This is a genomic window from Arthrobacter sp. AOP36-A1-22 (assembly GCF_052377615.1).
Classification (GTDB): Bacteria; Actinomycetota; Actinomycetes; order Actinomycetales; family Micrococcaceae; genus Arthrobacter_H.
The window spans coordinates 48,428-70,582 of the sequence record NZ_JBQSWX010000005.1; the positions used below are offsets into that span (position 1 = coordinate 48,428).

20 protein-coding genes are annotated in these 22,155 nt (G+C 66.2%); 15 read left to right on the forward strand and 5 right to left on the reverse strand.

Annotation, left to right across the window (positions count from 1 at the left end):
- Nucleotide 1 precedes the first annotated feature (1 nt).
- Nucleotides 2–346, reverse strand: coding sequence for a hypothetical protein (locus tag ACT3S2_RS04595; protein ID WP_443348185.1), 345 nt, complete (start codon nucleotides 344–346; stop codon nucleotides 2–4).
- A 190-nt stretch (nucleotides 347–536) separates the two neighbouring features.
- On the opposite strand from ACT3S2_RS04595, the gene ACT3S2_RS04600 reads away from it, so the two are divergent.
- Nucleotides 537–1,535, forward strand: a complete 999-nt coding sequence (locus ACT3S2_RS04600; RefSeq protein ID WP_443348186.1) for an NAD(P)-dependent alcohol dehydrogenase — start codon at nucleotides 537–539, stop codon at nucleotides 1,533–1,535.
- A gap of 88 nt (nucleotides 1,536–1,623) precedes the next feature.
- On the opposite strand, the gene ACT3S2_RS04605 is transcribed toward ACT3S2_RS04600, so the two are convergent.
- Nucleotides 1,624–2,169: a YceI family protein gene (locus ACT3S2_RS04605; RefSeq protein WP_441392490.1), complete on the reverse strand. Its 546-nt coding sequence runs from the start codon at nucleotides 2,167–2,169 to the stop codon at nucleotides 1,624–1,626.
- A gap of 311 nt (nucleotides 2,170–2,480) precedes the next feature.
- Between ACT3S2_RS04605 and ACT3S2_RS04610 the strand changes: the two genes are divergently transcribed.
- The 3 genes from ACT3S2_RS04610 (at nucleotide 2,481) to ACT3S2_RS04620 (ending at nucleotide 7,092) form a co-directional block, all read left to right on the forward strand.
- Entirely contained in the window at nucleotides 2,481–3,914 is a 1,434-nt protein-coding gene (locus ACT3S2_RS04610) for an NAD(P)-binding domain-containing protein (RefSeq protein WP_444561326.1), read from the forward strand.
- Between the two features lie 149 nt (nucleotides 3,915–4,063).
- Nucleotides 4,064–5,494, forward strand: coding sequence for an aldehyde dehydrogenase family protein (locus ACT3S2_RS04615; RefSeq protein WP_443384049.1), 1,431 nt, complete (start codon nucleotides 4,064–4,066; stop codon nucleotides 5,492–5,494).
- Between the two features lie 71 nt (nucleotides 5,495–5,565).
- Nucleotides 5,566–7,092, forward strand: coding sequence for a GMC family oxidoreductase (locus tag ACT3S2_RS04620; RefSeq protein ID WP_444561327.1), 1,527 nt, complete (start codon nucleotides 5,566–5,568; stop codon nucleotides 7,090–7,092).
- 40 nt (nucleotides 7,093–7,132) lie between these two features.
- On the opposite strand, the gene ACT3S2_RS04625 is transcribed toward ACT3S2_RS04620, so the two are convergent.
- A complete protein-coding gene (locus tag ACT3S2_RS04625) occupies nucleotides 7,133–8,779 on the reverse strand; it encodes an ABC1 kinase family protein (protein ID WP_443384051.1) in 1,647 nt (548 codons plus the stop codon).
- 89 nt (nucleotides 8,780–8,868) lie between these two features.
- On the opposite strand from ACT3S2_RS04625, the gene deoD reads away from it, so the two are divergent.
- The 6 genes from deoD to ACT3S2_RS04655 all read left to right on the forward strand — a co-directional run bounded on the left by deoD (nucleotide 8,869) and on the right by ACT3S2_RS04655 (nucleotide 15,433).
- A complete protein-coding gene (gene deoD / locus ACT3S2_RS04630; RefSeq protein WP_443384052.1) occupies nucleotides 8,869–9,576 on the forward strand; it encodes a purine-nucleoside phosphorylase in 708 nt (235 codons plus the stop codon).
- Nucleotides 9,577–9,679: 103 nt separating this feature from the next.
- Nucleotides 9,680–11,227, forward strand: a complete 1,548-nt coding sequence (locus ACT3S2_RS04635) for an SLC13 family permease (RefSeq protein ID WP_443384053.1) — start codon at nucleotides 9,680–9,682, stop codon at nucleotides 11,225–11,227.
- A gap of 28 nt (nucleotides 11,228–11,255) precedes the next feature.
- Nucleotides 11,256–11,663, forward strand: a complete 408-nt coding sequence (locus tag ACT3S2_RS04640; RefSeq protein WP_444561328.1) for an acyl-CoA thioesterase — start codon at nucleotides 11,256–11,258, stop codon at nucleotides 11,661–11,663.
- Nucleotides 11,664–11,947: 284 nt separating this feature from the next.
- Nucleotides 11,948–13,564: a ribonuclease J gene (locus ACT3S2_RS04645; RefSeq protein WP_443384069.1), complete on the forward strand. Its 1,617-nt coding sequence runs from the start codon at nucleotides 11,948–11,950 to the stop codon at nucleotides 13,562–13,564.
- A 152-nt stretch (nucleotides 13,565–13,716) separates the two neighbouring features.
- Entirely contained in the window at nucleotides 13,717–14,139 is a 423-nt protein-coding gene (locus ACT3S2_RS04650; RefSeq protein ID WP_443384055.1) for a LexA family protein, read from the forward strand.
- Nucleotides 14,132–15,433 carry a Y-family DNA polymerase gene (locus ACT3S2_RS04655; protein WP_443384056.1) on the forward strand — a complete coding sequence of 434 codons (1,302 nt, stop codon included), beginning with the start codon at nucleotides 14,132–14,134 and terminating at the stop codon, nucleotides 15,431–15,433. Before ACT3S2_RS04650 ends, ACT3S2_RS04655 begins: the two co-directional genes overlap by 8 nt.
- 54 nt (nucleotides 15,434–15,487) lie before the next feature.
- Here the strand turns inward: ACT3S2_RS04655 and ACT3S2_RS04660 are convergent, their stop codons facing one another.
- Entirely contained in the window at nucleotides 15,488–16,495 is a 1,008-nt protein-coding gene (locus ACT3S2_RS04660; protein ID WP_443384057.1) for an NADP-dependent oxidoreductase, read from the reverse strand.
- A gap of 142 nt (nucleotides 16,496–16,637) precedes the next feature.
- On the opposite strand from ACT3S2_RS04660, the gene ACT3S2_RS04665 reads away from it, so the two are divergent.
- From ACT3S2_RS04665 to ACT3S2_RS04675, 3 genes are all read left to right on the forward strand, one after another.
- Entirely contained in the window at nucleotides 16,638–17,261 is a 624-nt protein-coding gene (locus ACT3S2_RS04665) for a TetR/AcrR family transcriptional regulator (RefSeq protein WP_444561329.1), read from the forward strand.
- 292 nt (nucleotides 17,262–17,553) lie between these two features.
- Nucleotides 17,554–18,756, forward strand: a complete 1,203-nt coding sequence (locus ACT3S2_RS04670) for a thermonuclease family protein (RefSeq protein ID WP_443384059.1) — start codon at nucleotides 17,554–17,556, stop codon at nucleotides 18,754–18,756.
- An 82-nt stretch (nucleotides 18,757–18,838) separates the two neighbouring features.
- Nucleotides 18,839–20,017 (forward strand): thermonuclease family protein, encoded by a 1,179-nt coding sequence (locus ACT3S2_RS04675; protein ID WP_444554195.1) that lies wholly within the window; start codon nucleotides 18,839–18,841, stop codon nucleotides 20,015–20,017.
- 66 nt (nucleotides 20,018–20,083) lie between these two features.
- On the opposite strand, the gene ACT3S2_RS04680 is transcribed toward ACT3S2_RS04675, so the two are convergent.
- Nucleotides 20,084–20,725: a LysE family translocator gene (locus tag ACT3S2_RS04680; protein ID WP_443384061.1), complete on the reverse strand. Its 642-nt coding sequence runs from the start codon at nucleotides 20,723–20,725 to the stop codon at nucleotides 20,084–20,086.
- 110 nt (nucleotides 20,726–20,835) lie between these two features.
- Between ACT3S2_RS04680 and ACT3S2_RS04685 the strand changes: the two genes are divergently transcribed.
- A complete protein-coding gene (locus tag ACT3S2_RS04685) occupies nucleotides 20,836–21,285 on the forward strand; it encodes an Lrp/AsnC family transcriptional regulator (protein WP_443384062.1) in 450 nt (149 codons plus the stop codon).
- 99 nt (nucleotides 21,286–21,384) lie between these two features.
- Nucleotides 21,385–22,074, forward strand: coding sequence for a PepSY domain-containing protein (locus ACT3S2_RS04690; protein WP_444561330.1), 690 nt, complete (start codon nucleotides 21,385–21,387; stop codon nucleotides 22,072–22,074).
- Nucleotides 22,075–22,155: the final 81 nt, after the last annotated feature.

Below are 22,155 nucleotides of genomic sequence, written 5' to 3' on the forward strand. Positions count from 1 at the left end.
ATCAGCTCGTCGCGTCGGGGGATGCGGGCGACGGGTGGCCAGCCCGGCCGGAGGGGGCAGGGCAATGCTCGAAGACCAGGGAGAGGATCCACGAGACCTCGGTCCCCATCGCGGGGCAGTCCCGACGCATCCTGCGCCAGGCATCCACGTAGACATCGTGAAGAACTGATTGGGCCCGCAGCGGATCACCGAGGATATGGCAGGCCAAGCCGTAGGCCCGCCGGCACGTCAGTTCATAGAAGGCCTCCATCGCCCCGGTGTCGCCGTTGGCCAACCGCCGAACCAGATCGGTCTCCGTCGTTCCCTCCGCAGGGGAAGGAATCCGGTCTTGAGGAGCATCAGGCATCGAAGCCACCATGAGCAGGGCCCCCTGACGTGAATATGTCCTGCACGCTTCCCCCCGGATGATGACTACCTGTGCTCCACACTAACGCCAGTCGTAAGATTTTCTAGTAACTTTTCAGAAAAGAAGTAGGTTGATTTCCTGGACCGCCGATGCTGCCCGGCTGCCCGCGGGAGGCGATAGCATCAGAACCATGGAAAATCCCAGCGCAGTTCTTCGTGGCATCCGTGACGTCGTCATCGAGGACCGGCCGGTTCCGGCCCCGGACCATGGCCAGGTCCTGGTCGCGGTGAAAGCCACCGGCATCTGCGGCTCGGATATCCACTATTACGAGCAGGGCCGGATCGGGGATTTCGTGTTGGAGGCCCCGATGGTGATCGGTCATGAGTCGGCGGGCCTCATCACCGCCGTCGGCTCGGGGGTCGATCCGTCGAGGGTGGGCGAGCAGGTCGCCTTGGAGCCCGGGGTGCCCTGCCGGCGCTGTCTCCAGTGCCGGTCTGGACGCTATAACCTGTGCCCCGAGGTCGTCTTCTTCGCGACCCCACCGGTGGACGGTTCCATTTCCAGGTACGTGGTGATCGACGCCGATTTCGCCCACCGGGCTCCGGAGGAAATCTCTCTCGAGCAGGCGGCCCTGGCAGAGCCCGTCTCGGTGGGGGTGTGGGCTTCCCGCAAGGCCTCCATCACCGCGGGGGATCGGGTGCTGGTCGCCGGGGCGGGACCGATCGGCCTGCTCGCGGCGCAGGTCGCCCGCGCCCAGGGAGCGGATGGGGTGACCGTGACGGACGTGAACGAGTATCGACTGTCGGTGGCCAGAGCGATGGGGTTGGAGGCGGTGCGGGCCGGGGAGGAACTGCCCGGGGACTTCACCGTTCTGCTGGAATGCTCCGGCGCTGGAGCCGCACTGGATCACGGACTCCGCGCGCTGGCTCCCGCCGGACGGGCCGTGCTGGTCGGGATGGGTGCCGACGAGGTTTCCGTGAGTGTGCCGCTCATCCAGGGCCGGGAGCTGACCATCAGCGGGGTCTTCAGGTATGCGAACACCTATCCGACGGCTTTGGGTCTCATCGCCTCCGGTGCCGTCGATGTGGAGGCCGTGATCACCCACCGTTTCGCTCTGGAGGAGACGGAATCCGCGCTGACGTTGGCCGCGCGGGAACCGGATTCCCTCAAGGCAGTCGTGTTGAACTAGCGACTTCCAGGGACGCTGGGCCACAAGAGGCCAGCCGCCACCCCGTGTCGGGGCGTGGCTGGCGTCGTGATCCGTTGATCTGATCCGGCTAGTCTGCGGCGGGCAGGACGAAGGCCGAGTCGACCGTGATGGTGACCTGATCTCCGACCAGGACTCCACCGGCCTCGAGTGCTGCGTTCCAGGTCATCCCGAAGGCCTTGCGAGAGATCCGGGTGGTGGCCGAAAAACCGGCCCGGGTGGTGCCGAAGGGGTCGACGGCGACGCCGCCAAATTCCACAGCGAGCTCGATGGGCAAGGTCGTTTCCTTGATGGTCAATTCTCCGGAGAGGGTGAATTCCTCCGTGGAGCCCTGCGCTCCGGTGGAAACGAACGTCATCTCGGGAAACCCCTCGACGTCGAAGAAGTCAGCGCCTTTGACGTGTCCATCGCGATTGGGGTCCTTGGAATCGAAGGAGTCGGTCTTGATGGAGGCCCTCACGGTGGAGGACGCAAGGGAGTCGCTGACTTCCAAGGTGGCGTCGGCGTCGGTGAAAGACCCGCGCACCTTGCTGATGCCGGCATGCCGAACACTGAATCCGATGTCCGTGTGCGCGGTGTCGAGCTGCCAGATGCCGGGGGTCAAGGTTGCTGCCATGTCTGTCTCCTGAGGGGTGTCGATCAAGCAAATTTTGTATGCGTATGCATCTATCGTGAACGAATATAGTTGATGCGTCAAGTTAATATTTGTTTGATTCCCCAGGTCGGCCTCCGAGAGCGTGTCCGACGGGCGGCAGGGCAAAAACCTACCCGGTGGTAAGGTCGGAGGATTCACGGTGCGGATTCCACGCACCCACCGTCCGTAAGGACCGCAGCGGAACTTCAGCGCGGCAGGCGGGACAGAAGACGACTGAAGCCGTGCGTCGAGGTGTACTACCGGTTACTCCGGGACTCCGTGCGGCCCAGCTGATGCAGGGGCCGAAGAGGCCGGAAGGATGGATTTTCGTGGCACAACGCGTGGCAATTATTGGGGCCGGACCCAGCGGCATGGCACAACTGCGAGCCTTCGAGGCAGCACGACAGGCCGGCAAGGACGTCCCGGAGGTCGTCTGCTACGAAAAGCAGGACGACTGGGGCGGGCAATGGAACTACAACTGGCGCACCGGGATCGATGAGTTCGGCGAGCCGGTGCACTCGAGCATGTATCGCAACCTCTGGTCCAATGGCCCCAAGGAAGCCCTGGAATTCAGCGACTACAGCTTCGACGAACATTTCGGCCGCCCGATTTCCTCCTACCCACCACGACCGGTGCTGTGGGACTACATCGACGGGCGGATGGCCCAGTCCGGGCTCAAGGAGCAGGTCCACTTCTGCCATGCGGTGCGGTGGGTCCACTTTAGCGAGCAGTCGCAGAAGTTCACGGTGGTCGTGGATGACCTGTCCGCAGGCACCAGCAAGACCGAGGAATTCGACCACGTCGTCGTCGGTTCCGGACACTTCAGTTTCCCCAACGTCCCAGACTTCGCAGGCATCGAGACCTTCCACGGGACCTTGCACCACGCCCACGACTTCCGCGGTGCCGAGAAGCTGGCCGATCAGGACGTCCTGCTGATCGGCGCCAGCTATTCAGCCGAGGACATCGGCGTCCAGGCCTTCAAGATGGGTGCACGTTCGGTGACGCTGAGCTACCGCAGCGGCCCCATGGGCTACGACTGGCCCACCGGGATGCAGGAAGTACCGCTGATCGAGCGGTTCGAGGGCCAGATCGTCCACTTCGTCGACGGCACCTCCCGCCACGTTGACGCAGTGATCCTGTGCACCGGCTATCTGCATAAGTACCCGTTCCTTCCTGCCGACGTGGCGCTGAATTCGCCCAATAACGTCTACCCGGACGGCCTGTACCGCGGCGTCGTCTCCGACGTCAACGAGAAGCTCTTCTACCTCGGTGCCCAGGACCAGTGGTTCACCTTCAACATGTTCGACGCCCAGGCGTGGTATGTGCGTGATGTGATCCTCGGGCAAACCCAGCTGCCCTCGGCCCAGGAGCGCACCGAGCATATGCGCCGCTGGCGTGAGAGCTTCCTGGCCATCGACGGCGATGCCGATGAAGTACGGTTCCAGGCCGACTACATCCGTGACCTGCTCGAGGCCACCGACTACCCGCCCTTCGACGTCGATGAGGTCGTGGAGATCTTCCTGGCCTGGAAGGAAGATAAGCAGAAGAACATCCTGACCTACCGGGATAAGACCTACAGATCGGTGAAGACCGGAACGATGGCGGCCACGCACCATACCCCGTGGCTGCGCGAGTTGGATGACAGTCTGGAACGCTACCTTTCGACCCCTGAAGTCGACCCCCTGGAGGAGATGGTGGACGGCGACGTCCAGGAGGCGGGCCGCTAGTCTTTCCGCTGCGGGTCGGGGAACACTGCGCTGGCGTCCAACACCGGAACCCGGAAAGACAAGACACCGGCGCTGTTCCACGGCAAAGTGGGAGGTCAGTGACCACCACGCGCCGTCCCCGGGCGGCGCACGCAGCATAGGAGCAGCCCATGAGCACGCAGCCGGCCACCGCGACAATGACCTACCAGGATCTGTTGGCCCGGATCGTCGGATCGGGGGAGGGCCGCGCCATCAGCGACCCGGCCACCGGAGAACTCATCGGGCAGGCCCCCGTGCAGACCGTCGCCGACCTGAACGCCGCCGTCGCCGTAGCCAGGTCGGCTCAGCCGGGGTGGGGTGCCCGCTCCCACGGCGAGCGCAGCGGGTACCTCAACGCTGCCGCCGACGCGGTGGAGGCCTCCGCCGAGGCGTTGGCCGAACTACTCTCCCGCGAACAGGGCAAGCCGCTGAACGGGCCCAACGCCCGCTTCGAAGTGGGGGCGTGTTCGGCCTGGCTGCGGGCCGCAGCCGCTTTCGAACTCGAACCCGAGGTCGTGGTGGACGACGGTGAAACCCATGCCGTGGTGCACTACCGTCCACTGGGGGTCGTGGGGGCCATCGGCCCGTGGAACTGGCCGATGATGATCTCCGTCTGGCAGATCGCCCCGTCATTGCGCATGGGCAACACCGTGGTCCTCAAGCCCAGCGAATACACCCCGCTGTCGGTATTGGCCCTGGCAGCGGTGATGAACCAGGCACTGCCGGAGGGGTTGCTCCAGGTGGTCCCCGGCGGCCGCGACGTTGGGGAGGCACTATCCGCCCACAAGGACGTCGACAAGATCATGTTCACCGGATCCACCGCCACGGGCAAGGCGATCATTCGTTCCTCCGCCGACACCGTGAAACGCCTGACCCTGGAACTCGGCGGCAACGACGCGGGGATCGTGCTCGACGACGTGGACCCCCAAGCCATTGCCGAGGACCTGTTCTGGGGGGCCTTCATCAATACCGGGCAAACCTGCGCAGCCATGAAACGGCTCTACGTCCCGGACGCCATCTACGACCAGGTCTGCGATGCCTTGGTCGAGGTGGCGGGGAAGATGCCCATGGGTATCGGGCTGGACGAGGGGAACGTGCTGGGCCCGCTGCAGAACCAGGCCCAATACGACATCGTTGCGAAGCTCGTCGAGGACGCCAAGGCCTCGGGGGCCCGGATGCTCATGGGAGGAAACCCGGAGTCCGGCCAGCCCGGGTACTTCTACCCGACGACCCTGGTCGCCGACATCGACAATGCCAACCCGCTGGTGGCCGAGGAACAGTTCGGTCCTGCCCTGCCGATCATCCGCTACTCGACGATCGACGAAGCCGTGCAGATGGCCAATGGCTTGGACGTGGGCCTCGGTGCCTCCGTCTGGTCGGCAGACCCGGCACGGGCCCGTGAGGTTGCCGCCCGCATCGAAGCCGGCACCGTGTGGATCAACAAGCACGGGGCCGTGGACCCGCGGGTCCCCTTTGGCGGAGTGAAGCAGTCAGGCTACGGACTCGAATTCGGCGTCGCCGGACTCAAGGCACTGGGCGTCCCGCAGGTCATCGCCGGCTGACCGGCCGAGACCGCGCCCCCACATCGACAACGCCTGGTTGATCGCATCGCGCGTGCCACGGAGAGGAACACATGGAAGACCAGCAATTCGACCACCTTGTCATCGGCGCGGGCTCCGCCGGCAACGTCATCGCCAGACGCCTGCTTGACGCGGGAAAACGGGTCGCCGTGATCGAAGCAGGGGAACAGGACACCAACCCCGACATCGCCAATGTCTGCACGCTCGGTGCCCTCTGGCATAGCGAACAGGATTGGGATTACTACAGCACTGCGCAGGACGGGGCAGCAGGGCGTAGCCTGCACCTGCCGCGGGGCAAGGTCATGGGCGGCTCCCATGCGCTGAACGCCACGATCTGGGTCCGAGGCGCCCGCCAGGACTACGACACCTGGGCCTACCTCGGGTGCCCGGGCTGGTCCTGGAAGGACGTTCTTCCGCTGTTCAAGAAGATCGAAAACTACGATGGCGGGGCCTCGGAGACACGCGGTGGTGACGGGCTGCTGGACGTGAGCACCGGTTACGAGCACAATCCGATCCAGGACTCGATGCTCGAGGCCGCCGTCGAAGCCGGTTTCGAGCTCAACGATGACTACAACTCGGGGAACCCCGAGGGCGTTTCCCGGATGCAGCTCAATGTCCGGGACGGGCAGAGATTCAATACCTGGCACGCCTATCTCAAGCCCGTGGCCGACCACCCGAATCTCACCCTGCTCACCGGGACCCGGGCCCACCGGTTGCTCATCGAAGACGGCACCGTCCTCGGGGTGGAGGTGGAGGATAGCGGTGGCCAGCGGGTGTTGCGCGCGGCGGAGACCATTCTTGCGGCCGGAGTCATCAATTCCCCCGAGCTGCTGTTGCGCTCGGGGATCGGCCCGGCGGATGAACTGGCAGAAGTCGGCATCGACGTCGTCCACGACCTTCCCGGAGTGGGTAAAAACCTCCAAGACCACCTGCTGTCACCCGTGATCTTCTCGAGCGACCGCCCGGTGCCGGAACTGACCGCCGCCCCCGCGGAGGTGCACCTCTTCGCCAAGAGCCGCCCGGACCTGGAAGTCCCTGATACCCAACCGATCTTCTTCTCCGTGCCGATGTACTCGCAGGACTATGCGGGAGGGGAGATGACCGGTGCCGACGGGGGATTCTCGATGCTTGGCGGTCTGGTCCGTCCGCACAGCCGGGGAGAGGTCCGTCTGACCGGGCCGGAAGCATCGGATCCGGTCAGCATCGACCTGCGGGCACTCTCCGAACGAGCCGATGTCGATGCCCTCGTGGCCTCGGTGGTCCACTGTCGGAGGATCGGTCGCACGGAGGCCTTGGCTGCCTGGGGTGCCACCGAGGTCTACCCGGGACCTCAGGTCGCCGACGAGGACCTGGAGCAGTACGTACGCGACTCGGTGGTGACCTATCACCACCAGGTCGGCACCTGCCGCATGGGTTTGGACGCCGAGGCCGTCGTGGATCCGCGCACCCTGAAGGTCCGCGGTCTCGACGGCGTGCGCATCGCCGATGCCTCGGTCATGCCATTGGTTCCCACCGGCAACACCAACGCACCCTCGGTGATGATCGGTGAACGGGCGGCGCTGATGTTGCTCCAGGGGTGAGTCCACGCCGGACGGCGGCGGGCTGGAACGCCGGCCGTGATCAGCTTCGCCGTCGGCGTGAGGTCCAGGCCAGGTAGCCGCCCAGGGCGCCTACCCCACCCACGCCGGCGGTGAAGAGGGCCTGGGGCCAGCGATGCCAACGCGTCGGCTGGCTGCCCACCAGCCCGCCGACCGCCGTGATGAGTGCGGCGGTGACCAGCCCGGCCACGATCCGGTTGCCGGTATGGTCCAACCGGTCCATGAGCTCGTCGAGTTCCTCGGTGCGGATGCGTACGTCCACGCCTCCGCTTTCCAGGATTTCGGTGGCCCGGCGAATCAGTTCCGGCGCTTCCGACCCGAGGTTCAGTGCCTCCGAGGCGATCAGCTTGAGCTGTTCGGCGATGGCGGAGGGGGAGACCGAAGCCAGCATGAGTCGGCGCGCGTAGGGCGAGACCTCGGAGAGCAGGTCGAAGGCCGGGTCGATCTCCTGGCCCAGTCCCTCGGCCATGGCCAGCATCTTGATGAGCAAGGCGGTATCGGGTGGGAGTCGGAGCTGGTGGCGACGCAACATGGCGACCACGTCGTTGACGATGAGCGTCAGCGGGACCTGGGCCAACGGTTGATCGGCGTAGCGGTCCAACAGCTGGGCCAGGTGGGCCTGGAGTTCGGCCCGCCGGCTCGTCTGCCCGGCCCCGCAGAGCCGCAACAGGGCGGTGGTCATCCGGTGGGGGTCCCGGAGGACAATGGCTTGCAGCAGCTTCACGAGTTGGCGTTTCAGGTCGTCGCTGACGTGTCCGACCATGCCGAAGTCGATGATGCCGAATCGTCCGTCGTCCTCGACGAAGAAGTTCCCCGGATGCGGATCGGCGTGGAAGAACCCATGTTCGAAGACCATGCGCAGCAGCACGTTGCACGCCCGGGACGCCACCTCGGAGGGGTCCAGGCCTGCGGCATGCAGGCCCTGCACATCGGTGATCTTCAGCCCGCGCATGCGCTCAAGGGTCAACACCCGCGACGTCGTCGTGCTCCAGAAGACCTCGGGGATGTGGACCTTCTGATCGGTGGCGAAATCCTTGGCGAACCGTTCGGCGTTGCGGCCCTCGGCGAGGTAGTCCAGTTCCCCGCGCAGCGTCCGGGCGAACTCGTCGACGGTATCTGCCAGCCGCAATCCCCGGGCCGTGGCCGAAGCCTGTTCGGCCAGCTTGGCGATTTCTGCCATGATCTCCAGGTCGTTGTTGACCTGTTCCACGATTCCGGGGCGGCGCACCTTGACCACCACGTCACGTCCCTGGACCGTGGCCACATGGGCCTGACCGATGGAACCGGTGGCCAATGGGGTGGGATCCATGGTGGACAGAAGTTTCGCGGCTTCGGGTCCCAGCTCGGCCTCGATGACCTCGCGGATTCCGTCGAAGGGCACCGAGGGGGTCCCGTCCTGGAGTTTGGCCAGTTCCACCACGTACTCGGCCGGCAGGAGATCCGAGCGGGTGGAAAGGACCTGCCCGAACTTCACATACACGGCCCCCAGCTCCTCCAGGGCCAGGCGTAGTCGTTGGGGCAGCCCCTGGTTCTGGCCTTGGCCTGCGGGGAACCGGGCCGCGGGACCCAGGATGCGGGCATCCACGCCCAAGGCGGCGAGCAGGAAGCCCAAACCGTGCCGGCTGAAGGTCTCGGCAATATCGCGGAAGCGTTCGCGGCGACCGGTCATGGCATTCCACGGTGTGAGGAGGTTCCCATGTCGGTCATGCTATCCTCCCGTGCAACCACCCCGACCGCCCCCGACCATCCAGGAGAGTCATGGCCACCCCGCATATCTCAGCAGAACCCGGCGACTTCGCACCCCATGTGCTGATGCCCGGGGATCCGCGACGCGCCCAGCGCATCGCCGAGACCTTCCTGGAGGACCCGCGACTGGTCACCGAGGTCCGCGGCATCCTGGGCTACACCGGAACCGTCGATGGCCAGCCGGTGTCGGTGATGGCCTCGGGCATGGGAAGCCCCTCGATCAGCATCTATGCCACCGAACTGGCCAGGTTCTACGGGGTGAAGCGGATCATCCGGGTCGGCACCGTGGGCAGCATGCAACCGCAGCTGAAGGTCGGGGACGTCATCGCCGCCGCCGCAGCCCACACCACCTCGGCGATGACCGCGGTGCGTTTCCCCGGTGTCCACATCAGCCACACCCCCGATTTCGGGTTGTTGCGTGCCGCCGTCGCCCATGGGGAGGACAGCGGGAAGACGGTCCATGTCGGCTCCGTGCTGACCAGCGACGACTTCTACAACGGCGACCCCGAGGCCATGGTCCGGCTCACCGAGGCCGGCACCCTGGCGGTCGAGATGGAAGCCGCCGCCCTGTATGCGGTGGGCATGCGGGAAAAGATCGAGACCCTGATGCTGGGCACCGTCTCCGATGGCAGCCCGGGCAGCTCTGATCTCACTGCGCAGGAACGCGAGGAGACCTTCACCGAGATGGTGGGGTTCGCGTTGGCGGCATTGCGTTCCTGAAGTCCGCGCCGGCCCGCGTGGTGCTCTGGGCAGAAGAGCCCGTATCGGAGATAGTGGGCGGACGGGACCGAACCATCCCGTCCACGCCAGCAGAAGGACCGTGATGACAACGCCGTCAAACGAACCGGATACCCGTCCGAACGATGCCCCGGACGCCACTGCGGAGGACGACGCCGAACAGGCGCCCGGGCTGCGCGAATCCGCCCAAAGCCCGGCCGTGTTGATGCGCAAGCGGATCGGTCTCTTCGCCGGGCCGGTGCTGGCCGTCGTCGTCTTCTTCCTGCTGCCCGGCGATCTGGCCCAACCCGCCCGGTTCACCGCCGCGGTGGCGACCGTGATGGCCCTGTGGTGGATGACCGAGGCGATCCCGTTGGCCGCCACCGCGCTGCTTCCGCTCGTGTTGTTCCCCATGCTCAACGTCGCCGGAATGGGCGATGCCGCGGCACCGTATGCGAATCCGATCATCTTCCTGTTCATGGGTGGTTTCATGCTCGCCCTGGCCCTGCAACGGTGGAACCTGCACCGGCGGATCGCGCTGGCCACCGTGCTGCTGGTGGGGACCAAGCCCCGCCAGCTGATCGGCGGGTTCATGATCGCCACCGGGTTCATGAGCATGTGGGTGTCCAACACCGCCACGGCGGTGATGATGCTGCCCATCGGGATGTCGGTGCTGGCGTTGACCGCGCGGATGAGCGATGAGAAGAAGGTACCCCCGAAATTCGGGATCGCCCTGATGCTCGGCATCGCCTACTCCGCCTCCATCGGCTCGCTGGGCACCATCATCGGGACCCCGCCCAACGCCCTGATGGTGGGTTATCTGCAACAGGCCCACGACATCCATGTCGGTTTCGGACAGTGGATGCTGGTGGGCGTTCCCATGTCGGTCGTCTTCATGGCGGTGGCCTGGTACCTGCTGACCTTCGTGATCTTCAAGCCCGAGATCAGCGAGATCCCCGGCGGCCGCCAGCTCATCTCCGATGAGTACAAGAAGCTGGGCCGGATGAACGTCGGGGAGAAACTGGTCCTGGCGATCTTCGTGCTCGCCGCGGCCTCCTGGATCACCGTGCCGCTGCTGTGGCCCGATACCTCCATCGAGGATGCCGTCATTGCGATGTGCGTCGCCGTGGCCCTGTTCATCATCCCGGCGAACCTGCGCAAGGGCGTCCCGCTGCTGAACTGGGGCAGTGCCAAGGAACTGCCCTGGGACATCCTGCTGCTCTTCGGCGGCGGGCTGGCCCTGTCGGCTCAATTCACCGAAACCGGCCTGAGCAAATGGGTCGGCGAACAAGTGGACGGCCTGGGCTTCCTGCCGGTGGTGGTCCTGATCGCCGCCGTGGCCCTGATCGTGTTGGGGCTGACGGAACTGACCAGCAACACGGCCACCGCGGCCGCGTTCCTGCCGCTGATCGGAGGGGTCGCCGTCGGGCTGGGATTGGACCCGATGCTCCTGGTGGTTCCCGTCGCCATCGCCGCCACCTGCGCTTTCATGTTGCCGGTGGCCACCCCGCCCAATGCCATCGCCTACTCCAGCGGCTACGTCGAGATCTCCGACATGCTCAAGGCCGGCATCTGGCTGAACGTCATCTCGCTGGTCCTGACCACTTTGACCACCATGACGTTGGCGGTCTGGGTCTTCGACGTCGTCTATTAGCCGCCAGCGGCCCCGGTAGGGTGGGGCCATGAGTTCCACGGACGTCACCATTGCCTTGCGCTGGTCGGATCAGGATGCCAACGGCCACCTGAACCACGCCCGCATCGTCACCCTCATGGAGGAAGCCAGGGTGCGGTGGATCCGCACCGAGGACGGGTTCGCCCGGTTGCTGATGGGGGTGGTCGTCGCCTCGATGACCGTGGACTACCTGGCCCAGGCCGAATACATCCCGTCGATGACCATCGGCCTGGGCATCGAGCGCATCGGGACGAAATCCTTCACCCTGCGACACACCGGCGTCCAGGACGGGACGACCGTGTTCGTGGGCACCACGGTCATCGTCCCGTTGGCGGCCGACGGTGCCGCCTCCCGCGCGTTGACCGATGACGAGCGCGAGGCATTGGGCAGGCATCTGGTGCAGGACCCCGCCGAATAACCGGTCCACCGCGCGATTCCTCCTCCGGAAGCGCGCGGGGTCGCTGCTGCGCGGGGCCCGACGGCGGCGTAGCGCCGAAGCGGTGGTAAAGTCGAGGTAGATATGCTTCTGCCGCCCGTGGGTCGCTGAAGCCCTTGATTTTCCCGGTTCGCTCCGGCGTCGACTGTTCACCTGACGCTGCCGGCCGGATACCGAAGAAACCAGAACAGCACAGAGAACGGACACTCTTGAGAAAAAAGCAGCACCAGACCCCGCCCGCACTCGCCAAGGGAGCCCTGCGTGTCATGCCGTTGGGCGGCCTGGGAGAGATCGGCCGCAACATGACCGTCTTCGAATACGGTGGCAAGTTGCTCATCGTCGACTGCGGCGTCCTCTTCCCCGAGGAACAGCACCCCGGCGTCGACGTCATCCTCCCGGACTTCTCGGCGATCCGCGACCGCCTGGACGATGTGGTGGGCCTCGTGCTCACCCACGGCCACGAGGACCACATCGGCGGCATCCCGTACCTGCTGCGTGAACGCGCCGACATCCCCTTGATCTCCGCCCGGCTGACGCTGGCCTTCGTGAAGACCAAGCTGCAGGAACACCGGATCAAGCCCAACGTGGTCCAGGTCAAGGAAGGCGAACGCAAGAAGTTCGGTCCCTTCGACCTCGAGTTCCTGGCCGTGAACCACTCCATCCCCGACGGCCTGGCCGTGGCGATCCGCACCGGTGCCGGCACCGTGCTGGCCACGGGCGACTTCAAGATGGACCAGTTCCCGCTGGACCGCCGCATCACCGACCTGGCCGGCTTCGCCCGGTTGGGCGAGGAAGGCGTGGACCTGTTCCTGCCGGACTCCACCAACGCCGAGGTCCCGGGCTTCATGGCCGCCGAAGCCGATCTGCTGCCGGCCATCGACAACGTCATGCGCACCGCCCCGCGCCGCGTGATCGTCTCCTCCTTCGCCTCGCATGTGCACCGCATCCAGCAGGTCATCGACTCCGCCCATAAGTACGGCCGCAAGGTCGCCTTCGTGGGCCGTTCGATGGTCCGCAACATGGGCACGGCCCGCGAGCTGGGCTACCTGAAGATCCCGCGCAACGTGCTCGTGGACTTCAAGGAGGTCGACAAGATGGCGCCGGAGAAGGTCGTCATCATCTGCACCGGTTCGCAGGGTGAACCGATGGCCGCACTGGCCCGCATGGCCAACCAGGACCACATCATCGACCTCATCGAAGGCGATACCGTCCTGCTGGCCTCCTCGCTGGTCCCGGGCAACGAGACCTCGATCTACCGCCTGATCAACGACCTGACGAAGCTCGGCGCCAACGTGGTGCACAAGGGCAACGCGAAGGTCCACGTCTCCGGGCACGCCTCGGCCGGCGAACTGGTGTACTGCTACAATCTGGTGCGCCCGAAGAACGTCATGCCGGTCCACGGCGAACACCGCCACCTGAAGGCCAACGCCGAACTGGCGGTGCGCACCGGGGTGGATCCCAAGAATGCACTGGTCCTCGAGGACGGCGTGACCGTCGACCTCAAGGACGGCGTCGCCCGCGTCTCGGGCAACGTCGCCGCCGACTACGTCTACGTCGAGAACATGGTCGCCGGCGCGGCCACGGAGGAGTCCCTGCAGGACCGCATCCGTCTGGCCGAGGACGGCGCGCTGACCGTGCTGGCCATCGTGGACCCGGCGACCGGCGCCCTGGAGGAGGACCCCGAGTTCTTCCCGGTGGGCTTCAGCTTCTCCAATAAGGACCTCGGCAAGGCCGTGGGCATCGTGGAGAAGACCCTCAACGGACTCAAGGGCGTCAAGACCGGGCCGGACGCGGAACGGGCGATCTCCCAGGCCCTGGTGCGCTGGTCCGACCGCGCCTTGCGCCGCAAGCCCGTCGTCACGGTCATCACCGTCGACGCCTAGGCTCCGCCGCCCACCAAACCGGTTCCGATCCCTGCGATCGGGACCGGTTTTTTGGTGCCCGACGGCGGCTCGGGAACCGGGGCCGGTGATGCTACGCTGGTCATCGAAAGTTTGTTCTATTCCAGGGGGGTGTCGTGTTCGGTCAGGAGCCCGTGCATGTCCCGCCGCCCGGCACCTTCGGCGGGGATGAGGCCACCGGCGGGCCGACGGCGGAACGCCAGGCCAGCGGCTTCCCGTCCCCGGCCCGCGACTACTTCCACGGTGGGATCGACCTGAACCGGCATCTGATCCGCGATAGGACGTCCACGTTCATCATGCGTGTGGCGGGGAACTCGATGGCCGCCTCGGGCATCTGCGACGGGGACGAGGTGATCGTGGACCGCTCCCTTCCGGTGCGCGACGGCCGGGTCGTCATCGCCGTCCTGGAGGCCGAAATGGTCATCCGGCGCCTGGGCATCGACGCCGATGGGGTCTGGCTGCGCACCGACGACCCCGCGACCGGTCCGGTCATGGTCCGGGCGTTGGAGGACCTCACCGTCTGGGGCGTGGTCACCCGCTGCCTGCACCATGTCTGAGCCGGGTCCCGGACGCGGGCGCATGGCACTGGTGGACGTGAACAATTTCTATGTCTCCTGCGAGCGGGCCTTCGACCCGCGACTGGAAGGCCGTCCCGTCGTCGTGCTCTCGAACAACGACGGCTGCGTGGTCGCCCGGTCACCCGAAGCCAAGCAGCTCGGCATCAAGACCGGCACCCCGTGGTTCCAGGTCGCCGGGAGCGCGGAGGGCATGGGGCTGGTGGCCCGCTCCAGCAACTACGAGCTCTACGGTGACATGTCGTCCCGCGTGATGGAGGTCATCGGACGGTTCGGCGCCTGGCAGGAGGTCTACTCGATCGACGAGTCGTTCATCGGGCTACCGGGGGACGAATCGTCGCTGCGGGACAGCGCGCGCCGGATCCGGGAAGCGGTGTGGCGCAACGTCGGGGTCCCGGTCTGCGTGGGGGTCGCCCCGACCAAGACCCTAGCGAAGTTCGCCAACCACGTGGCCAAGCACAACCCCGGTCTGGGTGGGGTCTGTTCACTCGACAGCGTCCCGCCGGAGGAGATCCACCGCATCCAATCACGCGTCCCCGTCACCGGGCTGTGGGGTGTCGGGGCCAGGAACGGGCAACGCCTCAACGCCCTGGGCATCGAAACGATCGCCGATCTGCGGACGGCGGACCCGTTGGTGATCCGCAAGAAGTTCTCGGTGGTGCTGCAGCGCACCGTGCTTGAACTCAACGGCACACCGTGCATTCCCGAGGTCGAGGAGCGGGCGGACAAGGCGCAGATCATGTTCTCTCGTAGTTTCTCCACCCCGGTGACCACCGCCTCGGACATGGACCAGGTGATGGCGCTCTACGCCCAACGCGGGGCCGCGCGGATGGCTGCCGAGGGATTGCGGGCCACGATGCTCACCGTCAGTGCCGGGGTCAGCCGCTTTGCCGGATCCGCGGAAGCACCGGGGGCGAATCCGGTGGTGGGCGTGAGGTTGTCGGCGCCGACGCAGGATCCGATCGTGCTCACCCGGACCGCCGTCGCGGCGATGCGGGAACGGTTGGTCCCCGGGATGCGGTACGTGCGGGCCGGGGTGGTGCTCTCGGGCCTGGAGCCGGCGGATGGCCAGGCGGCTTTCGAGGCCTTCACGGCCGAGGGGGAGGAGCGCCGGATGGGGACGCTGCTCGGGGATGTGCGCGCCCGTTTCGGACAGGCGGCGATCGGGTTGGGCCATGCCGGGCTGGCCGAACCGGCGGCCTGGACGATGAAACGCGAATTCGCTTCGCCCCGCTACACCACCGAATGGTCCGACCTGCCCGTGGTCACCGCGTGAATCGGGCCCCGGCCTCCCCGCGGTGGGGAGGCCGGGGCCCCGGGATGGTGTCGGCTAGAGCTTGACGACCATCTTGCCGGTGTTGGCGCCGCGCATCAGGTCCAGGAACGCGTCGACCGCGTGATCCAGTCCCTCGACCACGGTCTCGTCGAAGACGAGCTCCCCGGCCGCCAGCCAGGCCCCTGCCTGTTCGGCGAAGGCCGGGAGGTGCTCGGTGTAGTTCCCGACCGTGAAGCCCTGCAGGCGCAGGCCCTTGGTGATCAGGTTGGCCATGTTCCGTGGGCCGGCCTCGGGCTCGGTGATGTTGTACTGCGAGATGGCCCCGCACAGGGCCACCCGTCCACCGGTCTTCAGGGTGCCGAGGGCTGCTTCGAGGTGCTCGCCGCCGACGTTGTCGAAGTAGACGTCGATGCCTTCGGGGGCGGCTGCTGCCAGCTGGCCGGCGATATCGCCGTCCTTGTAGTTGAAGGCGGTGTCGAACCCGTACTTGGAGGTCAGCAGTTCGATCTTCTCGGGGCTGCCCGCCGAACCGATGACCCGGGCCGCGCCCTTGAGCCGGGCGATCTGGCCGACCATCGTCCCCACGGCCCCGGCGGCACCGGAGACGAAGACGGTGTCACCTTCCTTCATGGAGGCGATCTCGAGCAGGCCGACCCAGGCGGTCAGGCCGGTCATGCCCAACGCGCCCAGGTAGACCGACGCCGGCAGGCCCGGCAGTTCCTGTACGGCGCGGAATCCTGCGGCAGGGCCCTGGGCGACATCCCGCCAGCCCAGGTCGTGCAGGACCAGGGTGCCTTCGGCCAGCGAATCGTCGCGGCTCTCGATGACGCGGCCGACGGCCCCGCCTCCCATGACCTCGCCGACGTTGAACGGGGGGATGTAGGATCCGGTGTTGTCGTTCATCCGGCCGCGCATGTAGGGGTCGACGGAGATGAAGTCGTTGGCGACCCGTACCTCGCCTTCGCCCAATGCCGGAAGATCGACGACGGCGGTGCGGAAGTTCTCGTGGTCGGGCCACCCGGTGGGGCGCTGGGCGAGCTGGATCTGTGTACTGGAAGTCATGGAATTGCTCCCTTGAAGTCGGTGGTATCGCTGACTGCGATAGGTCTATAATATTAGAACGATCGATACAAAATAAACATTTTGAGGCGAAGTTCACCCCGAGCGCAATGCCGGGGGATTCGACGGGGCCGGAAGGAGACACATGGCACGGAGCAAGGCATTCGACGTGGATGAGGTCATCCAAGCGGCCCGGGACGTCTTCTGGGTCGCGGGTTACGATGCCGCGGCCATGCCCGAACTGGAGCGGGCCACGGGGTTGGGCCGCTCGAGCATCTACAACGCCTTCGGCTCCAAGCGGGGGCTCTTCGACGCGGCAGTGCAGAGCTATCTGGACCAGGTGGTCCGGCCCCGGCTCGAGGTCCTGGTCACGGCCCGGGACGGGGCCGCGGGGCTTGGCGCCTACTTCGATTCCCTGGCCGATGCCGTGTGCGGGGAAGTCGGCCCACAGCGCGGATGCCTGTTGCTCACCGCCTCATCGGGACGCAACAGCCGTGACGAAGCGGTGCGTACCGCCATGGAGGCCTACCGGGTCGAAGTGACCGGGGCCTTCGCTGCCGCCTTGCGCCGTGACCTGCCGGCGCCCGCCGTGGATCAGGCCCCGCCGGAGGGGCCGGACACCCAGGCCGAAACCCGGATCGACGAGCGGGCCCGTCTGCTCTTCGCCTTGTTGACCGCGGGGATGACCCTGGCGCGGATCAACCCCGTGGAGGCGGAAGCCACGCTGCGTTCGGCGGCCGCCTTCAGCACCCCGGCCCATGCCTCCTGAGGGCGGCGCACCATGCCGATGTGGGGTTGTCGGTCGATCCACGGTAAAATCCTTGTGGAATGTCATCCCGGCTGCGCCCCGCTCCGACGCCCGGGATGCGCGGAAACGGGGTCCAACCCCGCCCCTCCGCAACCGTTAGCGCCATCGGCGCGCCTCGGACGATAGATCCGGGTGGCCCACCGGGCCGCCGTCGTACTTGTTGGGTGGCCTTGGCCTATCCCGGTCCGTGGTACTACATTCGGTAGTCCACGGCCCGTGGTCACACCACCCGCAACCCACTGGAGGCCAGCGCATGGTGGATCCATCGCTTTTGAACAACCGCCCCTTGAAGAGGGCCGCGGCCGTTGTCGTCGGAGTCTTCGTCGTCACGTCGTCGTTGGCCGGCTGCCGCATCAATTTCAAGGACAACCACGTCCCTGAATTCGGCGGGGTCGTCGTCCGGGTGCTCGACGGCGATACCTTCATCGCCGACGTCGACGGCAAGGAAAAGACGGTTGATCTGCTCAACGTCCTGGCCCCGGCCGCCGGCGATGATGCCGAATGCCTCGGTGACCAGGCCACCGAACACCTGAAGACGATGCTGCCGGAGGGCAAGAAGGTCCGTCTGGAATACGACGACGACATGCCTCCCAAGCGCAGGAAGAACATGGCGGCGGCGTTCTCCGCCGGCAACTTCGTCAACGCGGAGATGGCCAAGGCAGGATTTGCCGTCGCGGAAAAGCAAAGCCCCAACAACCCCTACTACGACCGCGTCCTGGAGGCCCAGGATTCCGCCCAGGAGCAGGGCAAGGGACTGTTCGACGGTTCCAAAAAATGCACCATCGCCGCCACGGTGGAACCGGCCATGAAGCGGATGCAGTCCGTGTCGAAGGCCCCGCCGAGCAGCATCGAATCCGCCGAGGACATGATCGACGACCTGAAATCGGTGCTCAAGGACGGCGAATCGGCCAAGGAATCGCTGACCGGCATGGACGTCAAGGAAGGTACCGCGCAGGCCGTGGTCTATGCCTCCGAGAAGGCCCGGTGGGAAAAGGAGATCTCCGGAACCGTCAGCGCGGCGAAGAAGCGCCTGGGTGAAGTCGAAGGCGTCCACACCAAGCTGGTGGCCAAGAAGAAGGCCGAGGACAAGAAGAAGAAGGAAGAAGCCAAACTCGCTGCCGAACGACGCGCGGCCGAGCAGAAGGCCGCCGCAGAACGCGCCGCCGCGGAACAGCGGGCTGCCGAGCAGCGGGCCGCCCAGGAGCGTGCGGCCGCGTCGCAGAAGGCCAAGGCAGACGCTGAAAAGAGCAAGGCGGCGGAGAAGAGCAAGGCCGCCGAGAAGAGCAAGGCCGCCGAAAAGAGCAAGGCCGCCGAAAAGAGCAAGGCGGCCGAGAAGAAGGCCGAGCAGAAAAAGAAGGCCGAACAGAAGAAGAAGGAAGAAGCCAAGAAGAAGAAGGAAAAAGAGAAGAAGCACGGCAGGAGCCATGACGGGGGCGGCAAGAACAAGAAGCCGTGATCGGTCGCACCGGGGTTATGCTTTGAACCATTCGAAGCGTGCGGGCAATCCTGGGGGGAGACCAATGTCGGTCCGGAATCCGGTGACCCCGTCGCCATGGCGGAAGAGCCCGCGGTTCGTCGTGGCTGCCGTGGCGGTCGCCGTTGCCCTGTCGGGCTGCACCTCCGGCGGGTCGGCGGCGGTGGACACCCCGTCCAGCTCCGGGGCGGATGCCACCGTGGTCCGGGTGGTCGACGGCGATACCCTCGTGGCCTCACTCGACGGAACCGTGGAGACCATCCGACTGCTGAACGTCGACACCCCCGAGACCAAGAAGCCCAACACCCCGGTGCAGTGCCTGGGCCCCGAGGCCACCGAGTATCTGCGCCAGCGGCTTCCTGCCGGAACCGGGGTCCACCTCGAGTACGACGTCGAACGTACCGATCGCTACGATCGCACCCTGGCCGGCGTCTATCTGGACGGGGACCTGGTCAATGCGGACATCGCCCGCGAAGGCCTGGGGGTGGCCGTCCTGTTCGAGCCCAACCACCGCTTCCACGACGAGGTCCTCGCGGCCCAACAGGAAGCGCTCGAGGAGGAAACGGGACTTTTTAGTGCAACGGTCGAATGCACCGTTCCCGCTCAGATCGAATCGGCCATCGACCAGCTGGCAACGGTTCCGACGGCGACCGCGCAAACCTCTGCCGAGGCCTCGGGGCTCCTGTCCGGTGCGGCAACGGCCCTTGCTGCGGGAAAGGCGGCCGATCTGCTGCTGGGCCGGACCGATGACTCCGGAGACGCGGTCCGTGCCGTCGTTGGTTCCGTGGTGGCCGGGAAACTGGCTCCGCGGCTATCCAAGGCCACGGCGGCAGCCACCCGGCAGGAGGGCATCCTGAAGGAACGCCGGCAGCTGCTGGTGACCCGGGAACACGAAGCCGCCGTGAAGGCCAAGGCCAAAGCCGAAGCACGGAAGAAGACCGAGGCCAAGGCAGCGGCGGTTGCCGCGCAACAGGCCGCTGCGGCGAGCCGGGCTGCCGCCGCGGAGGCAGCCCGGCAGGAGAAGGCCCGGATCGCCGAACGACAACGGGTGGCCCGCCAGGCTGCCCAGGCCAAGGAAGCCCGCGAGGCAGCGAAGCGGAGAACGCGGAAGGCGCCGGCGCAGGCTCCTGCTGCGCCTCCGGCCACCAGGAAGGTGCCGAAGAAGACCGGCACCCCCTATCCGGGATATACCGGACCTCGTTGCTACGCGCCCGGTGGCAGGACCTGGAAGCCCTGCCCCTGAGCCGTCGCTCACGACGGAACCCGCCGGGCCTCGGCGCCCTTGGACGAAGCCGGGCGGAACCCGCGGCTAGCCGGCCGTGAGGTTGATGACCTGCTCGCCGAGCAACAAGGCGCCCAGGCCCAGCATGATCACGCCACTGGAGAGCGTGACGATGCGGGCTGCTGCCGGGCGGCTGGCCAGCAGACGGCGGGCGCCGAGGGCGACGCCGGTGTAGACGACGGCGGAAACCAGGATATGGGAGATCCCCAGGATGCCGGTTTGCACCGGCGCCGGCAGCCCGGCATTCAAATCGATGAATTGCGGGATGAGGGCCAGATAGAGCAACAGGGCCTTGGGGTTGGTTCCGCTGGTGCCCAGCCCGCGCAGGAAGCTGCTGCCGTTCCCGGGCGGGGGCTGGGCCCCCTCGGCGGCACTGGTGTAGCCGGCGTCGCGCCAGGAGCGGGTGGTCGAGACACCGAGCCAGATCAAATAGGCGGCACCGACAAGCGTCAGGGCGGCCAGCAACTGGGGCAGGGCAATGACCAATGCCGCAAGACCAGCGACGATGAGCAGGGTGTGGACCATGAACCCGCTGAGCAGGCCACCCACGGCAGGGGCGATCCTTCGCCCGCTGAGTCCGGAGGAAATCGCATACGCCCAGTCGGCGCCCGGCGTCAGGGCCAGGGCGACGGACATGGCGGCGAATCCGAGGATCAGATGTGGGTCCATGAGGCGCTCCTGGTGGTCGTGTTGCTCTTCGGGGAAAGCTTAGGAAACTCCGCCCCAAAAGTGCTTACCGTTTTTCGAGGAAACGACGCGCCTCACGGTAAGGTTCTTGCGTGATTGACGATATAGATAGAAATATTTTGCGCCTGCTTCAACAGGATGGTCGGATGACCGTCACGGCCCTGGCCGCGGAAGTGGGTCTGACCGTCGCCCCTTGTCACCGTCGACTTCGTGACCTTGAAGCCGCCGGAGTCGTTTCGGGCTACCGGGCGATCCTCGACGCGCCCCGGATCGGGCTGGGCTTCCAGGCCCTGGTGTTCGTCACCCTGAAGGATCGGCAGAACATGTATGCCTTCGAGGACGAGGTGGCATCCATCCCGGAAATCGTTGAGGGCTCACGACTATTCGGGGAACCTGACTTCCTGCTCAAGGTCATGGCCACCGACCTCTCCAGCTACCAGCAGTTCTATGACGAGGTCCTGGTGGGGCTGGCCGGAGTGGAGAAGCTGACCTCGACGATCGTGATGAAGAGCCTGAAGGGGGCGGGGGAACTTCCGGTCTAAGGGTGGCCAGGGGATCCGGCCGCGAGCGAAATGACTGGACGTTGGTCGACGGGCGGCGTAGTTTGGCCGGTTCAAGCACGTTGAGTATTGGAGGGCGAAATGTCCAAGGATCTTGAGAGCATTCAGGCCGGAGCGCCACGCACCACGGCACGGCTTCGGGGCCCCCGGCAGCTCGTCGCAGTCTCGGCCGTCACCATGCTCGCACTGGCCGGTTGTTCCGGTGGCGGCTCCGGAGATGACGGTTCCGCCGCACCCAGCCCGGAAGCGGAGTCCTCCAGCCAGCCGGCCATGTCCCCATCCTCGGACGCCGGCAATGAAGCGGGCGCTTCGGGCAGCAGCACCGACAGCGAGGGCATCTCCTTGGAGGACGCCGGCGACGCCGCCCTCGAGGAAGTCTCCGACAGTACGGTGATATCGATTGAAACCGAGGAGAACGTGACCCGGTGGGAAGTCCAGGTCGTGACCTCCGATGGCACCGAACACGAAGTCGACATCTCCGCCGACGACGGCAGCGTGATCGGCTCGCCTTCCACGGAAGACGACGACGAGCAGGATCGGCAAAAGCACCAGGATCGGGTCGACGCCGCCAAGGTTGACTTCAAGGAGGCTGCCGCGAAGTTCCGCGATGCCGTCCCGGATGCCCGCATCACCGAACTCGGCCTCGATGACGAGCACGGCACGACCGTCTGGGAAGGCGATTTGATCGACGACGCCGGCGCCAAGCACGAGGTGCAGATCGATGCCGGTAGCGGGGACGTCCTGACGAACTCCAAGGATGCGGACGACTAACCCGGTACCACTGCCGGATGGACACCCGCCCCCCGGAGGCGGCGGCGTCGTGAAGGGCCCTGCCGCGCTGACCCCGGGGGA

Coding starts and splice junctions, on each gene's coding strand:
- ACT3S2_RS04595 (WP_443348185.1), bottom strand. CDS start 346: ATGCCTGATGCTCCTCAAGACCGGATTCCTTCCCCTGCGGAGGGAACG.
- ACT3S2_RS04600 (WP_443348186.1), top strand. CDS start 537: ATGGAAAATCCCAGCGCAGTTCTTCGTGGCATCCGTGACGTCGTCATC.
- ACT3S2_RS04605 (WP_441392490.1), bottom strand. CDS start 2,169: ATGGCAGCAACCTTGACCCCCGGCATCTGGCAGCTCGACACCGCGCAC.
- ACT3S2_RS04610 (WP_444561326.1), top strand. CDS start 2,481: ATGCAGGGGCCGAAGAGGCCGGAAGGATGGATTTTCGTGGCACAACGC.
- ACT3S2_RS04615 (WP_443384049.1), top strand. CDS start 4,064: ATGAGCACGCAGCCGGCCACCGCGACAATGACCTACCAGGATCTGTTG.
- ACT3S2_RS04620 (WP_444561327.1), top strand. CDS start 5,566: ATGGAAGACCAGCAATTCGACCACCTTGTCATCGGCGCGGGCTCCGCC.
- ACT3S2_RS04625 (WP_443384051.1), bottom strand. CDS start 8,779: ATGACCGGTCGCCGCGAACGCTTCCGCGATATTGCCGAGACCTTCAGC.
- deoD (WP_443384052.1), top strand. CDS start 8,869: ATGGCCACCCCGCATATCTCAGCAGAACCCGGCGACTTCGCACCCCAT.
- ACT3S2_RS04635 (WP_443384053.1), top strand. CDS start 9,680: ATGACAACGCCGTCAAACGAACCGGATACCCGTCCGAACGATGCCCCG.
- ACT3S2_RS04640 (WP_444561328.1), top strand. CDS start 11,256: ATGAGTTCCACGGACGTCACCATTGCCTTGCGCTGGTCGGATCAGGAT.
- ACT3S2_RS04645 (WP_443384069.1), top strand. CDS start 11,948: ATGCCGTTGGGCGGCCTGGGAGAGATCGGCCGCAACATGACCGTCTTC.
- ACT3S2_RS04655 (WP_443384056.1), top strand. CDS start 14,132: ATGTCTGAGCCGGGTCCCGGACGCGGGCGCATGGCACTGGTGGACGTG.
- ACT3S2_RS04660 (WP_443384057.1), bottom strand. CDS start 16,495: ATGACTTCCAGTACACAGATCCAGCTCGCCCAGCGCCCCACCGGGTGG.
- ACT3S2_RS04665 (WP_444561329.1), top strand. CDS start 16,638: ATGGCACGGAGCAAGGCATTCGACGTGGATGAGGTCATCCAAGCGGCC.
- ACT3S2_RS04670 (WP_443384059.1), top strand. CDS start 17,554: ATGGTGGATCCATCGCTTTTGAACAACCGCCCCTTGAAGAGGGCCGCG.
- ACT3S2_RS04680 (WP_443384061.1), bottom strand. CDS start 20,725: ATGGACCCACATCTGATCCTCGGATTCGCCGCCATGTCCGTCGCCCTG.
- ACT3S2_RS04690 (WP_444561330.1), top strand. CDS start 21,385: ATGTCCAAGGATCTTGAGAGCATTCAGGCCGGAGCGCCACGCACCACG.